The following is a 14,062-nucleotide window of genomic DNA, read 5'->3' as shown; positions in this document are numbered from 1 at the left end:
AGAGTGAATCTTCCCCAACCTAACTAATAAAAGCTCCACTTACGCAATAGGAACGCTGCGGCACTGGAGCATTCAGCACTTAAAAGGAGAAATTAATGGAGCTGATGACCCAGCCCTTTTCCGGACAGCTAGGAAACCGTCTAATCGAGCTGCTCGACTCAACAGATTATCACACCCTAAACATCGCAGTTGCTTTTGCAAAGAACAGCGGAGTCCTCAGAATTAAGGATTCAATCGAAAGATTCAGAGAGCGGGGAGGAAAAGTAAATGTTTACGTCGGTGTCGACCTTGGCGGAACGTCATATGAGGCTCTTACAGCTTTACTACTTCACACCGACTCGTTGAATGTTGTCCACTCTGAAAAGGGCCAGACATTCCATCCAAAAATCTATCACTTCGTAGGGAATGATAAAGGACTGGCGGTAGTTGGTTCACACAATTTAACAGCAGGAGGCCTGTGGACAAACTTTGAAAGCTCAGTACTCATCCCTTTAGACAGACTAGGGGCTAGCAAGGCAGAACTAGCGGAGGGACTGGAAGAGTATTTAAAGAACTTAACCCTGCTCAAAGATTCATTTAGGTCGATATATACGCAAGACGACATAGATACGCTCCTTAAAAATGGCTACATTTTTAAAGAAGTGACCGAACAAGTTCGTAGAGCAAAAGCCGCCAAACAGAATAGCACTAAGGAGCGCCTATTCGGCAATGGAGCCCCAGCAAAACTACCAGACGCCGTTATGCCGAAAAAGCAGAAGACGGCGACTCCCGTGGCACCAGTCGCTCCCATATCTATTATCCCAAGCGATGACGGCCAAACTATTTGGTTCGAAACCAAGAGACTGACTGGCGGATCACGAAACATCCTCGATCTGTCAATGAAATCCTTGGTTGAGCGAGGGGACCCTAAAGGTACCCCCTTTGATCTTGGCGACCCTTCGTTCATGCGCGGAGGGGTAGAGTTTTTCGGCCTTAACCCTACAGCTACCGACCAGATCAAGAATATAACCCTCAACTTCGAAGGAGTTGACTACACAGGCAACGCAATACTTTTTCCTGCAGGAGAAAACGCAAACGGCACCTGGCGGCTCCAGATCAAGGGAATCAGCTCCTCTGGAGTGAAGATCACTGACGCCTTTAGACATAAAGGCGAGGAGCACTATTTGGTCGAGAAAATAATAACCTTTACCAAGCTTCTGGATGACTATTACTTTATGTCTGTATTCCCGGAATCTGAGCTTGAGAATTTCAAAGCAGCCTCACACATCTTGGCTCGAAATGGATCCACAAGAAATGCTAAGCAGCTAGGGCTTCTCTAGAAGAGACTTAGCCATTCTTGGTGCTTCACTTTCCGAACCCCACTAATACCACCGTTTGCACCACCAAAGTTGAGCATCAAGGCATTGTCACTCAACGGAATACCTTCCGAGACGAATAGTGGAATCTTATTCATAGCACGAAAACGATTAACGAATGATGTAACATCGAAGTTGAATGCATAGCTCGTCGTACTTTGATATGGCGGATCCATGTACACGACAGCATTACTGGGAAAGGGGTCATTCAGAACAGTTACGATATCCATGTTGAGACAAGTTACCCCTCTCATTCCATTAACGAGGGAATCTATTCGGCGACGCAGCTCGGTCGGAGAGGGCTGCATCGGATTGGCAGGGCTGCGACGTATGCTAGTCGCGGTTGGCTCCCAGTAATCTCGAAAGCATGCATTCACCCAACGTTGTCCCTGACGCCAAATTTGCTTCCCTCCAAAGGAGCAAGCCTGAAGCACCGGATAAAGTTCTACTTCATGATCACCCACAGGGCGTGCCGATAGTGCCAACATGTGAGCCTTAAAGTCGCGCTTATCACTCGGCAGCTCGGATAAAAACTTATCAAACACGTCCATGTTGAACGTGCCGGAGCCAATTGCGGACCAGAAAGAGCCCCAAGAACTAATGTCGAGCATCCAAATACGTGACGGGTCAACGCCTCTGTTAACCAGTTCGATTGACACTGCGCCAGATCCACAACACAAGTCATAGAATCGCGAGTCCGGCCCAGGAGCAGCTTCAAGAAGAAGGTCGACGATCTGAGAAGCTACGCGCTGCTTGCCGCCCTGATATGCGCAGGGTACGCGCATTCGACAGCTCATAAGAATTTCTTGCGGATTAGGATTCGCGCATAAACGCGCCGACCGTTGATTATACCAACACCTCCCCGATCCTCAGGATGTGGACGATACCCTACCTCTGCAAGGGTATTGGGAGATACGTTGGTGCGTGCATTGCCATTGGCAAGCATAACTATCTCGAACTGATCCGGATTGTATTTATCAAGAAATGTGATTGGCACCCCCATAATCCCATCGTAGTCGGCAGGAATATTTTGCGTGCGTCCAACGTCGATAGCATCGTAGTTTTCGTAGCGTGGATATTCATCCGGGGTGAAGCGACAGGTCAATGCTATGGGCTCATGGCGCCTGCTAGTATCCAAGTTGGTAAACCAGCGTACGCCCTTCACTCGGATGAAGCGGCGCCCTTTCTCGTCTATACCGCAGCCGGCGGCATTTAGCGGGTAGCAATCTGGCACATAAAACTTGCGATCCCCAGAGCGGATGGACTCCCCATACCAGACTTTATTGTCTCGGAAGAAGGGGAAGATTTCCTTGCATGTTGCAGCGTTCATGTTCCCGAGGATAATAAAATCCTTACCATGACGTTCAAGCTGGCTAATGTACTCGCGGAACAGGCTGAAGGGTGGATTAGTCACCACTATATCTGCTTCCTTAAGTAAAGCCTCACATTCGCCTGACCGAAAATCACCGTCGCCTGCGAGACGCACTAAAGAGTTACCAGGCATGGCAAACAAGGACTCTAAATCTAACGAACCATCTGGCCTCACCAGACTCTCGTCTGGCACCTCGGTTACTACCGCTTTGTAGGCCCCTGTCTCTCCATCTAATGGATATTCCTGCCCCGCCATTGGGGACTCGGCATAACAGGTGGATGTAAGCCCCGCGAGCCCAATATTATTAAAATGAAGTACAAAAAAACGGAAGAACGCCGACTCAAAGGGATCATCACAGTTACAAAGTATGGTCTTTCCCTTTAGCTGCTCTCGATGCTTCACCATTTCTCTGGCGACGTCCTCATACTGCGTATAGAACTCGTCTTTCTTGACGATAAATGCACGATTGAGTGTCGCGTTCCCGGATGTCGAGTCTAGTTTTTGGCGTTCTATCTTCATATCAAATGGCATGGTGCCCTCGCGAACCACCGCTTTGAGAAAACTATTAATTGCGGCAGACATGCTGATGCCAATCTCGTCAAACACCTCGCCAGCGCGCCTCTTGACGTCTAGGTCTATTCGTATGGTCGTAGTTGGCTTGATCGACATATGTGGCCCCTCGCGCGAGCTACAATGTAGCACACATTGAAAGTGGCGGGTTCACCATTTCTTCACCTAGGTCGGAAGCGGACGGCATTAACCTTTAAGGCGGGTACCTAGCATTGCGGCAGCAACTCGACTAGAGCACTGGTCATCGCATCGACAGTCGTGGCAGCCTAGCCCTAGAGTTATTAGTCAGACGCTTGAAGCGGCTTGAAGCTTCACCGATGTTGCTGCAAAACAGTACACCTGCGGTACAGTGCCCAGCTTTTGCAAATTTCGTAAGATTACGCTCAAGCCCAGTAACGACGCTGCTTTCAGCTTATTTTACTTGCGCGGAGCTGCTCACGGTTTTACTGGGTTTGCCGCGCTTCTAGGCAACTCATAATCCCTTGGTCCACGGTTCGAGTCCGTACCTTCAAAGCCGCGCATTGCGCGGCTTTCGTATTTCTCGTCCCCCTCTTAGCTGCGTTTCGCAGCCATTCAATTTTCCCTGAACCTTTCCCCTTTCCGCCCGGTCGGCTTAAAGAACCGTCGCGCTTCGCGACGCCAGCAAAGGATGCGCGATATGCCGAACCGCGCCAGCAGGATCGACGTTTCACAACTGCAACTCGAACAGCTATGGCAGCGTTATCAGCGGGTGCGCGCTGCCACGGAACGGCTCTGCGAGCCGCTGGAGCGTGAGGATTACGTGATCCAGAGCATGCCGGACGTCAGCCCGCCGAAGTGGCATCTGGCACATGTGACCTGGTTCTTCGAGGCCTTCGTGCTGCAGCCCTTCCTGCGCGGCTATCGCCCGCTGGATGAGCGTTACGACCATCTGTTCAATTCCTACTACAAGACCCACGGCACGCCCTTCGAGCGGGCGCGGCGGGGGTTGTTGTCGCGGCCGACGGTAAGCGAGGTGTACGCCTATCGCAGCCATGTCGATCTGGCCATGGAGCAGTTGCTCAACCGGATGGGCAGCGAGCTCGACGACGAGGTGCTGCAGCGGGTCGAGCTGGGGCTGGAGCACGAGCAGCAGCATCAGGAGCTGCTGCTGATGGATATCAAGCACATCCTGGCGCAGAACCCGTTGCGCCCGGTCTATCGCCGCGACCTCAAGCCGGGTGGCACTGAGGCAGGCAAGCTGCGCTGGATCAACTTTCCCGCCGGCCTGCGCCATGTCGGCCATGCCGGCGAGGACTTCGCCTTCGATTGCGAGCGGCCGCGGCATCGCGTGTTCGTCGAGGCCTTCCGGCTCGCCAGCCGGCCGGTGAGCAATGGCGAGTATCTGGAGTTCATCCGCGATGGCGGTTATCGCAGCACGGCGCTGTGGCTGGCGGACGGCTGGGACCATATCCAGCGCGCCGGCTGGCAGGCGCCGCTGTACTGGCAGCGCGAGGGCGACGACTGGCTGGAGCTGACCCTGGGCGGCCCGCGCGAGCTGGATCTGAATGCACCGGTCTGTCACCTGAGCTACTTCGAGGCCGAGGCCTTCGCCACCTGGGCGCAGGCGCGCCTGCCGCGCGAGGAAGAGTGGGAAGTGGCCGCGCAGGACGAACCGCTGTGGGGCAACTTCGTCGAGAACGATCATCTGCAGCCGGTGGCCGCGGGCACCGGCGATGGCCTGCAACAGCTCTATGGCGATGTCTGGGAATGGACCGCCAGCGCCTACCGGCCCTACCCCGGCTTTCGTCCGCTGGGCGGCAGCCTGGGCGAGTACAACGGCAAGTTCATGTCCGGGCAGATGGTGCTGCGTGGCGGTAGCTGCGCCACCCCTGAAGACCACGTTCGCCCCACCTATCGCAACTTCTTCTACCCCACGATGCGCTGGCAGTTCTCCGGCCTGCGCCTGGCCAAGGAGCTCTGAGCATGGCATTGGCAATCCGTACCCACGAACAGTCGATCAGCCCGGAACAGGAGGCGTTGCGCGAGGAAGCGCTGCGCGGCTTCGCCGCCCGGCCGAAGGCGATGTCGCCGAAGTTCTTTTACGATCACAGCGGCTCGCAGCTGTTCGAGCTGATCTGCCAGCAGCCGGAGTACTACCTGACGCGCACCGAGGAGACCATTCTGCGCCTGGCTGCGCAGGATATCGCCGCGCTGGCCGGGCGCAACGCCAGCCTGGTGGAACTGGGCAGCGGCGCCAGCCGCAAGGTCCGCCTGCTGCTGGAAACCCTGCGCCCGGCGCGCTACCTGGGCATCGATATTTCCCGCGAGTTTCTGCAGATCTGTACCCGCCGCCTGGCCGCCGACTATCGCTGGCTCGACGTGCACGCGCTGTGCGCCGACTTCAGCCAGCCCCTGACGCTGCCCGCCGAGGCGCTGGGGCAGCGCCCGTTGGCGTTCTTCCCCGGCTCCAGCATCGGCAATTTCGACCCGGATCAGGCCCGCGCCTTTTTGCGCAATCTGCATCAGGCCCTGCCGGCAGGCAGCGGTTTGCTGATCGGCGTGGATCTGATCAAGGATCGAAAGGTACTGGAGCGCGCCTACAACGACGCGGCCGGGGTCACCGCGCTGTTCAACCTCAACCTGCTCGAGCGCATCCGCAACGAGCTGGACAGCGACATCGACCCGCGCCGCTTCCAGCACCGGGCCTTCTACAACGAGGCGCAATCGCGCATCGAAATGCATCTGGTCAGCCGGCAGGCGCAGCAGGTGCGCATCGAGGATCGCGTGTTCGACTTCGCCGCGGGCGAGACCCTGCACACGGAGAATTCCTACAAGTACACGCCCAGCAGCTTCCGCGCTCTGGCGGGCGAATGCGGTTTCGCCTGCGCCGCCATGTGGCGCGACCCGGCGCAGCTGTTCAGCGTGCACTTTCTGCGGCGGGAGTGAGAGGCGGCGAGACATCCACCGCTGCGCAGGGTGGTTTGGCGGCGCCGACTGCCGGGTAGTCCAGGCGCAGAGGAGGCTGGTGCGCCGCGTAACCCACCAGACGAGGGACGGCGTTGCGCCGATGGTGGGTTACGCCGCCTCCGCTGCTGCGAGTCGCTCGGCAAGGTCACAGGCGGCTAACCCACCCTGCGAGAGCGGCGTTCGGCGTCTGTTGCGCAAACGCAGCGGCCACTGGGGTTTCAGCGTTTGGCGATGATGTACACCGCGTGGACGATGCCGGGGATGTAGCCGAGCAGGGTAAGCAGGATATTGAGCCAGAACGCGCCGCCGAAACCCACCTGGAGAAACACGCCCAGCGGCGGCAGGAGGATGGCGATGAGGATACGGATAAGGTCCATGGGGCACTCCTTGAGGTCGTACTGAAACAGACCCAATGGCGCGCCGTGCAGTTCAGCTAGTCGCACCGCCCCGATGCGCGCCGGGCGCTACGGACATGCGATCGCCCTTCGGCCGCGCCGCGGCTCGGACTGCGAACCAGGCGCTGGCGCCTCGCCGGATATGCCCCTAGTCTGAGGCCAGGATGGAAGCGCCCACTATGCCCGAACGATTCCAACAAGAACGCATCATCGTGGCCGACGATCACCCGGTGTTTCGCGACGGTCTCAGCCGTATCGCGCAGCGCGTGTTTGCGCAGGCGCAGGTGTGCGAGGCGGGGGATATGGATGAGGTCCTGAGCCTGGCCAATGCCGGGGCGGCGCCTTGCCTGTTCGTCCTTGATCTGCTGTTCCCCGGACAATCGCCGCAGGCCATTGGCGCGCTGCGCCAGCACTTCCCCTGCAGTTCGATCGTGATCGTCTCGATGGTGGATAACCGCGAGCTGATCGACGAGGTGATGGCGGCGGGCGCCGATGGCTTTATCGGCAAGGCGACGCCTCCCGATGACATCGCCGAGGCGCTGTTGGCGGTACGGGCGGGCGATTTCGTGATGACCCTGGGCCCGCCCGGCATACCGACCTTCGCCGAGGACAGACACCTGCTGGAGCAACTGACGCCGCGCCAGCAGGAGGTGCTGCAACTGGTGGTGCGCGGCCTGTCGAACAAGGAAATCGCCCGCCAGCTGGATATCTCGCCGTTCACCGTGCGTATCCACGTGTCCTCGTTGCTGCGCACGCTGGATGTCGGGACCCGCGCAGCGGCTGCCGCCAAGGGCGCCAAGGCCGGCCTGAGCTAGGCTAGCCGGCCTGCTCCCTGAGCTTGAAGGTCACCAGTAGCGAGCGCAGCTGCGCCGGTTGCACCGGCTTGGGCAGTACCGGAATGTCCGTGTCGGCCAGCTCTTCCTGCACGCGGCGCACGTCGTGCCCGGTCATGACGATGGCCGGCACCCTCTGGCCGCTGACCGCCCGCACATGGCGGATGCAGTCGGCGCCGGAGACTTCGCTGCCGAGATCGAAGTCGGTGATGAGCAGATCGAAATTCGCCGACGCCTCGGGCAGCGCACTGTAGGTGGCCACCTCGCAGCCCCATTTCTGCAGCAGGGTCGCGGTGGCCAGCAGCACGTTCCGATCATCCTCGATCAGGCACACGCGCATGCCATCGAGCATGCGCGGTGCCTGCATGCCGCTGCGCTGCGCGGCCACCGCGCGGGCTGGCGCCGCTACCGGCTGCAGACCATCGATTGCGGCGAGCGTGCCGCGCCCCTCGACGGAACGGATGCGCACCTGCATGTGCATCAGCGCGCCCAGGCGCCTGACGATGGCCAGGCCCAGCCCCATGCCCTCGATATCGCTGTCGCGCGCCTGTCGCACGCGGTAGAACTCTTCGAAAATGCCGTCGAGATGCTCCTCGGCGATCCCCCGCCCCCGGTCGTACAGCTCGACCGAAAGCGTCTCGCCGTGGCGTCGGTAGCCAATCAGCACGGGGCGCCCCGGCGCGTACTTGAGGGCGTTGGACAACAGGTTCTGCAGCATGGTGGTCAACAGCCCCTGGTCGGCGAGCACGTAGACCGACGGGCAGCGCAGGCGAATCTCGACACCGGCCCAGCGTGCGGCCTCGGCATTCTGCTCGAGCAGTTGGCGCAGCACTGCGTGCAGCGCCAGCGGCTCCATCTGCGGCACCACCTTGCCGCTGTCGAGCGAGTACATGTCGAGAATCGAGCGGAACAGCCGCGCGACGCTGTGCAGGGACTTGTCGATGTTCTCCACCAGTTGCCGCTGCTCGGCGCCCAGGCTGCTGTCGCGCAGGCAGGCGGTGAACAGGCTGATGGAGTGGATCGGCTGACGCAGGTCGTGGCTGGCCTGGGCGAGGAACTGCGACTTGGCCAGGATCGCGGCCTGCTCGGCCTCGGCGGCCAGGCGCGAGCGTTTGAGCAGGGCATGCATGTACGCCGGCACGCTCAGGGTGGTCAGTGCCAGTGTGATCACCAGGTAGGGCTGGGTCTGCCAGTAGGGGGACGTGGCCAGGGTCACGGCCAGGGACATCATGGCCATGCAGGTCGCCAGCAGCAGATAGCCCGAGCCGTAACGCAGGCCGTAACCGACGGTGACCCAGACCAGAATGGCATAGACCGGCAGCATGGCGGCGCCGCCGGCGGCTATCACCAGGGTGATGCACACGTAGTCGTTGAGCATGGTGAACAAGCGCCGCGCAGGGCGATTGCCGGGACGGCGCCGAATGTCGTGCCACAGCAGCAGGGAAACGACGCAGAAGATCACCGCGAGCGTGAATATCTGCCCAGCCAGCCTCGTTTCGATCAGGGCCAGCTGGTAGAGCAGCAGTGTGTAGCCGATCGCGATTGGCGCGATGATCAGGCGCACTACCGCTTGGGCACGCTCGGTGTCGTAGGTGGGGGAAGCGGGCGCGAACATGGCAAATCCCTGCAGCGGCATCGATCCTGTGGCACCCACCATAGGCCGTAGCGGATGCCAGGCACAAGGCGGGCAATAGGCCGCTAGCACACCCGTACTATTTCGCCGCGTACCTGCCCTTCTTACACTCCGGACCATCGCTTCGACACCGGGTCGAAGCCCGGTGATCGAAGGGAGTTCACATGAACATCAAAGGAAGGTTAGGCGCTCTGTTCATCGCACCGATGCTGGCCACGCTCGCGGGATGCCTGCCGCAGAACGCGCAGAACCAGGGCCTGCACAACACCCAGATGGCCAACGACCCCTGCGCACCGAGCGCGACCAGCAGCCTGGTCGCCACTGGCCGCAGCCTGCTGGATATCGCCAACTCCGTGCTGGAAACCCAGCAGAGCTTCAACGGCAGCTCCACCAACTACGCGCAACGCGTGCAGGCCATGGAGAACGCGCAGAAGCTCAACCAGGGGCACAACGTGCTCAACAACGTGGAAAATCTCGCCGGCACCGCCAACGCGCCCTGCGTCCCGGCCGCCGCACCGGCCAGCGCGTCGCGCTGACCGATCCTCTCGCGCCGCAGCCGGGCGTTGACGTTCAGAAGCGCACGTCGAACTTGTCCAGCAGCAGCTCGGCCGGCAGGTCGCTGCTGACCAGCTGATTGCGCCCGCGCTGCTTGCCGCTGTACAGGCGGCGATCAGCGCTGCGGTAGAGCTCGGCGGCGCTGCGGCCATCCTCGGGCCAGGCGGCCAGACCGAAGGTGGCGGAAAGCGCGATCGGCTGGCCGTGGTATTCCAGCGGGCGTTCGGTGAGCTGCCGGCGCAGCGTTTCCACCAGCGGGCCGGCGCCGGCACTGTCGGTATGACGCAGCAGCAGACCGAACTCTTCACCACCCAGCCGCCCGAGAAAATCGGTGACGCGCAGGCGCTGCTGGAGCATCTGGCAGATGTGCTGCAGCGCCATGTCGCCCGCCTCGTGTCCCCATCGGTCGTTGACCTCCTTGAAGTGGTCGACGTCGAGCAGCACCAGCACCAGATGCCCGTTGCTGCGCTCGGCCTCCTGAATGCTGCGCTGCAACGCATGCTGGAAGCTGCCGCGGCTGGCCACGCCGGTCAGCGAGTCGGTCTGCGCCAACCGCTCCAGCTCCTCATGGGCCTGCATGCGCAGGCCATCGTAGATGTGCACGAACACCAGGATCAGCACGCCGCAGAGCGTGGCATTGCCCAGGTCGATCAAGCCGTGGGTGTCCAGGGTCAGGTGGTTGCCGGAGAAGTACAGCAGCAGGCCGGCAAGCATGAAGGGTGCGGTGAGCAGGAAGGCGCGGCGCTTGCCCAGCAGCAGGTAGGCCAGCAGCGGGATCATGTACAGCCACACGAAGGCGGCCGAGGACGCGTCCGGCATGACGATGATGTAGAGGATGAAACAGAAGGTCGGGATCAGGTACAGGTAGATCCACAGATACAGATGCCGCGCGCGCTCGATGCGCCAGGCGCCGAACAGCAGCAGCGCGGTGCACAGCACTTCGAGGATGGCGAAGGGGTAGTTGCCGGCCAGGGCCTGCAGCACGGCGAAGCCGCCCAGGGTCAGGCCGGTGGCGAGCAGGATGGTGCGCATCAGCGTGCGCTTGCCCGACTCGCGCAGCCCTTCGCAGTGCCCCGTGCCTACGTCCCTGTCATCGTTATGTTTGCCATCCACCATCTTCGCGCCTGTGCCGCCCCCGGAAATGCGCCCCCACCGCGCACCATCCGGCAACTATAGACGGCAAAGCGCAAGCACCCGCCGCTCTTACACCGCATAGCCGAGCACGCGCGGCAGCCACAGGGCGATTTCCGGGAAGATGGCCACCAGCAGCAGGGCACTGGACATCACCAGCACGAACAGCAGGGCCCAGCCCACGGTCTGCTCCAGCCGTATCTTGGCCACTTCCGCCGTGACCATCAGGTTGATCGCCACCGGTGGCGTGAACTGACCGATGGCGATGTTCATCGCCAGCAGGATGCCGAACCACACCGGGTTCCAGCCGAAGTGCTGCATCACCGGAATCAGGATCGGCATCAGGATCAGGTAGATGGAAATGGCATCGAGCAGCATGCCGGCCAGCAGCACCGCGAGCATCACCAGCGCCAGCAGCACCCAGCCGTTGTCCGACAGCGAGATCAGCCATTCGGCCAGATGACGGAAGGTGCCGAGCATCGTGCCGGCCCAGGCGAAGATGCCGGCCAGGGCGATGATCAGCATGACCACGCCGGAGATCACCCCGGCCTCGCCGCACAGGCGCCAGAGGCTGCGCCAGTCCAGTTCGCGGGTGACGAACAGGCCGATCAGCACGCCGTAGGTCACGCCGACCACAGCGGCTTCAGTGGGCGTGAACAGGCCGCTGCGCAGACCGCCGAGAATCAGCACCGGGGCGAACAGCGCCGGCAGCGCCTGCCTGAAGCTCGCGCCCAGCGGCGGACGCTCGCCCTGCTCCGGGGATTCCCAGCCATAGCGACGCGACAGCAGCCAGGCCGGCAGCAACAGCACCAGGCCGGCGAGAATGCCGGGGAACAGGCCGGCGGCGAACAGCGCGCGCAGGTCCACACCCGGCACCACGATGGAGTAGAGAATCAGCGCGATGGATGGCGGAATCAGAATCGCGGTGGCGGCCGAGGCGGCGATCAGCGTGGCCGAGAACGGCTTGGGATAGCCCGCCTTGGTCATGCTCGGCAGCATCACCATGGCCACCGCTGCCGCATCGGCAGGGCCGGAGCCGCTCATGCCGCCCATGATCAGGCACACCAGCACGGCGACGACGGCCAGGCCGCCATGACGCGGGCCGATCAGCGCCTGGGCGAAGCGCACCAATCTGAGCGCCACACCGGCCTTCTCGAACACCAGGCCGGTGAGGATGAACAGCGGGATGGCGATCAGCGGGTACTTGGCCACGCCGTTATAGGTGTTGGTGCCGAGGGTGGCGAGCATGTCCGGCGACAGCCCGGCGATGATGCCGATGGCGCCGGACAGGCCGAGGGCGAAGGCCACCGGCACGCCGAGCGCCAGCAGCACGGCGAAACTGAGGATCAGCCAGAGATCAGGGCTCATCGCTGATCCTCCCGCGCAGGCGATCGAGGGTCATCTGGGTCAGGCGCACGAACACCAGCAGCGCCAGGATCGGCAGCCAGATCACGTACCACCAGTTGGGCAGGCCCAGACCGGGCGACTCGGAATCCCACTGGAATTCCTCCCAGGCGAACTGACCGCCGAACCAGCACACCAGAGCCAGCACCAGCACGCCGGCCAGCCACTGCAGCAGGATCAGCGGCGTGCGCAGGCGCGGGAACAGGCGCTCGAGCAGGCCGATACGAATGTGCCGGTTGCTGCGCATGGCCACCGAGGCACCAGCGAAGGTGAGGATGACCAGCAGGAACACCGAGATTTCCTCGGTGAAGGCGAAGGATGCATCGGTGAAATAACGCACCACCACGTTGGCCAGGCTGATCAGGCTGATGATCACCAGGGCCAGGGTGGCGAGCACGCGCTCCAGCGGCGCGTCGACTTGCTTGCTCATAGGGACCTCGAATGACCGGGCAATACCATCGAGCGGTGGCGCCCCCTGCCCTCTCCCCCGGCCCCTCTCCCGCATGCGGGAGAGGGGAGCAGAGCAGGATGAGGGGGGCAAGCACCACTACGCCCCGTAGTGAGGGCTTGCGGTCAGATGGAACGAATCAGGGCTGGGCCACGGCCTTGCGCGCGGCGTCCATCAGCGCGTCGCCGATGCGCGGTGCCCATTTCTCCTGCACGCTGGCAGTGGCTTCGACGAAGGCGGCGCGCTCGGCGTCGCTCAGCTCGATCACTTCCACACCGCGCTCGCGCACATCGGCCAGGCGCTGGGCCTGGGCGCCACGCGACAGCTCGATCTCCCACTTGCCGGCGTCGATGGCCGCCTGGCGCAGCAGTTCGCGATCTTCCTCGGGCAGGCCTTTCCACACGCGCTGGTTGACGGCGAATACCAGCGGGTCGGCCATGTAGTCCCACAGGGTCAGGTACTTCTGGCCAACCTGGTCGACGCGCGCCACGTCGAAGACCGACAGCGGGTTTTCCTGGCCGTCCACCGCGCCGGTGGTCAGGGCCGGCTTGGCGTCGGCCCAGCTCATCTGCGTGGGGTTGGCGCCGAGCGCGGTGAAGGTGTCCTGGAACAGTGGCGAGCCGACCACACGGATCTTCAGGCCGGCCATGTCGGCCGGGCTGCGCACCGGCCTGGCCGAGTTGGACAGCTGGCGGAAACCGTTCTCGCCCCAGGCCAGCGGCACGATGCCGCGCTGCTCGATGGCGGCGAAAGCCAGCTTGCCGGCCTCGCCCTGGGTGATGGCGTCGAGGTCGGCATCGCTCTTCATCAGAAACGGCAGGGAGAACAGGTTGAGCTCCGGCACCTGCGGCGACCAGTTGATGGTCGAGCCCACGGCCATGTCGATCAGGCCCGAGCGCATGGCGGAGAATTCCTTGGTCTGGTCGCCGGCGACCAGTTGCGCATTGGGGTACACGCGCAGGGTGATGCGCCCTGCGGAGCGCTCGTTGACCAGGTCGGCCCACTTCTGCGCGGCCTGGCCCCAGGGGAAGGCGTCGGAAAGCACGGTGGAAACGGAGTATTCACGCGCCTGCGCGGTAGCGCAGAGGGCAGTCAGCGCAGCGCCGGCAGCGAGCGCGGAGAAGAGTCGCTTGAGTTTCATCGGGGCGTCCTTGTATGGATCTTGGTCGTTGTCGTTGTGGCACCGCAAAGCGGTGCGGATCCAGCGGTGAGCGGTTGGCTCGCCTGGCGCGCCTGGTCGGCACGCGAGAGGGACACGGCAGGTGTCACGACTGCCGGGCAGGCCTTGTGGGCGATCGGCAGGTGCCGGCGGGTTACGCGCAGCCGCCCAACTATTCCAGAAGCGCGCAGCGAATACCATTGTCCGATGTCTGTTGACATTGCCCATGCCAACGGCCGCTGCCCATAATCGCCGACACCTGACTTCGGACCTTGATTG

At 61.8% G+C, this 14,062-nt stretch carries 13 protein-coding genes; 5 read left to right on the top strand and 8 right to left on the bottom strand.

Translation table 11 applies throughout. The annotated features are described in order from the left end of the window. Positions 1 to 95: 95 nt before the first annotated feature. Positions 96 to 1,319: a phospholipase D family protein gene (locus N7333_RS10230; protein WP_279858805.1), complete on the top strand. Its 1,224-nt coding sequence runs from the start codon at positions 96 to 98 to the stop codon at positions 1,317 to 1,319. On the opposite strand, the gene N7333_RS10225 is transcribed toward N7333_RS10230, so the two are convergent. After that, positions 1,316 to 2,014 (bottom strand): hypothetical protein, encoded by a 699-nt coding sequence (locus N7333_RS10225; RefSeq protein ID WP_279858804.1) that lies wholly within the window; start codon positions 2,012 to 2,014, stop codon positions 1,316 to 1,318. The two genes, N7333_RS10230 and N7333_RS10225, sit on opposite strands and share 4 nt — an antisense overlap. 134 nt (positions 2,015 to 2,148) lie before the next feature. Then, entirely contained in the window at positions 2,149 to 3,396 is a 1,248-nt protein-coding gene (locus tag N7333_RS10220) for a type II toxin-antitoxin system RelB/DinJ family antitoxin (protein ID WP_279858803.1), read from the bottom strand. A gap of 559 nt (positions 3,397 to 3,955) precedes the next feature. On the opposite strand from N7333_RS10220, the gene egtB reads away from it, so the two are divergent. Both egtB and egtD read left to right on the top strand, forming a co-directional pair. After that, positions 3,956 to 5,239 (top strand): ergothioneine biosynthesis protein EgtB, encoded by a 1,284-nt coding sequence (gene egtB / locus N7333_RS10215; RefSeq protein ID WP_129482566.1) that lies wholly within the window; start codon positions 3,956 to 3,958, stop codon positions 5,237 to 5,239. A gap of 2 nt (positions 5,240 to 5,241) precedes the next feature. Beyond that, complete coding sequence (gene egtD / locus N7333_RS10210) at positions 5,242 to 6,204, top strand: L-histidine N(alpha)-methyltransferase (protein WP_012019884.1); 963 nt, start codon at positions 5,242 to 5,244, stop codon at positions 6,202 to 6,204. Between the two features lie 239 nt (positions 6,205 to 6,443). Here the strand turns inward: egtD and N7333_RS10205 are convergent, their stop codons facing one another. After that, positions 6,444 to 6,602, bottom strand: a complete 159-nt coding sequence (locus N7333_RS10205) for a YqaE/Pmp3 family membrane protein (protein WP_003084988.1) — start codon at positions 6,600 to 6,602, stop codon at positions 6,444 to 6,446. A gap of 197 nt (positions 6,603 to 6,799) precedes the next feature. On the opposite strand from N7333_RS10205, the gene N7333_RS10200 reads away from it, so the two are divergent. Next, a complete protein-coding gene (locus N7333_RS10200; RefSeq protein ID WP_279858796.1) occupies positions 6,800 to 7,435 on the top strand; it encodes a response regulator transcription factor in 636 nt (211 codons plus the stop codon). A 1-nt stretch (position 7,436) separates the two neighbouring features. On the opposite strand, the gene N7333_RS10195 is transcribed toward N7333_RS10200, so the two are convergent. Continuing rightward, positions 7,437 to 9,068 carry a hybrid sensor histidine kinase/response regulator gene (locus tag N7333_RS10195; protein ID WP_129482564.1) on the bottom strand — a complete coding sequence of 544 codons (1,632 nt, stop codon included), beginning with the start codon at positions 9,066 to 9,068 and terminating at the stop codon, positions 7,437 to 7,439. A 182-nt stretch (positions 9,069 to 9,250) separates the two neighbouring features. Between N7333_RS10195 and N7333_RS10190 the strand changes: the two genes are divergently transcribed. Further along, entirely contained in the window at positions 9,251 to 9,622 is a 372-nt protein-coding gene (locus N7333_RS10190) for a hypothetical protein (RefSeq protein ID WP_004373567.1), read from the top strand. 34 nt (positions 9,623 to 9,656) lie between these two features. Here the strand turns inward: N7333_RS10190 and N7333_RS10185 are convergent, their stop codons facing one another. The 4 genes from N7333_RS10185 to N7333_RS10170 form a co-directional block, all read right to left on the bottom strand. Next, entirely contained in the window at positions 9,657 to 10,757 is a 1,101-nt protein-coding gene (locus N7333_RS10185) for a GGDEF domain-containing protein (RefSeq protein ID WP_096825449.1), read from the bottom strand. An 87-nt stretch (positions 10,758 to 10,844) separates the two neighbouring features. Next, complete coding sequence (locus N7333_RS10180; RefSeq protein WP_129482563.1) at positions 10,845 to 12,140, bottom strand: TRAP transporter large permease; 1,296 nt, start codon at positions 12,138 to 12,140, stop codon at positions 10,845 to 10,847. After that, positions 12,130 to 12,606, bottom strand: coding sequence for a TRAP transporter small permease (locus N7333_RS10175; protein WP_012019890.1), 477 nt, complete (start codon positions 12,604 to 12,606; stop codon positions 12,130 to 12,132). The genes N7333_RS10180 and N7333_RS10175 overlap by 11 nt, the downstream gene beginning before the upstream one ends. A gap of 157 nt (positions 12,607 to 12,763) precedes the next feature. Continuing rightward, positions 12,764 to 13,765, bottom strand: coding sequence for a DctP family TRAP transporter solute-binding subunit (locus tag N7333_RS10170; protein ID WP_004373575.1), 1,002 nt, complete (start codon positions 13,763 to 13,765; stop codon positions 12,764 to 12,766). Between the last annotated feature and the right edge of the window lie 297 nt (positions 13,766 to 14,062).

The organism is Pseudomonas sp. GD04158 (genome assembly GCF_029834875.1).
GTDB lineage: Bacteria > Pseudomonadota > Gammaproteobacteria > Pseudomonadales > Pseudomonadaceae > Aquipseudomonas > Aquipseudomonas hydrolytica.
The sequence above is the reverse complement of the archived record's forward strand: the minus strand, read 5'-3'. Positions and strand labels throughout refer to the sequence as shown.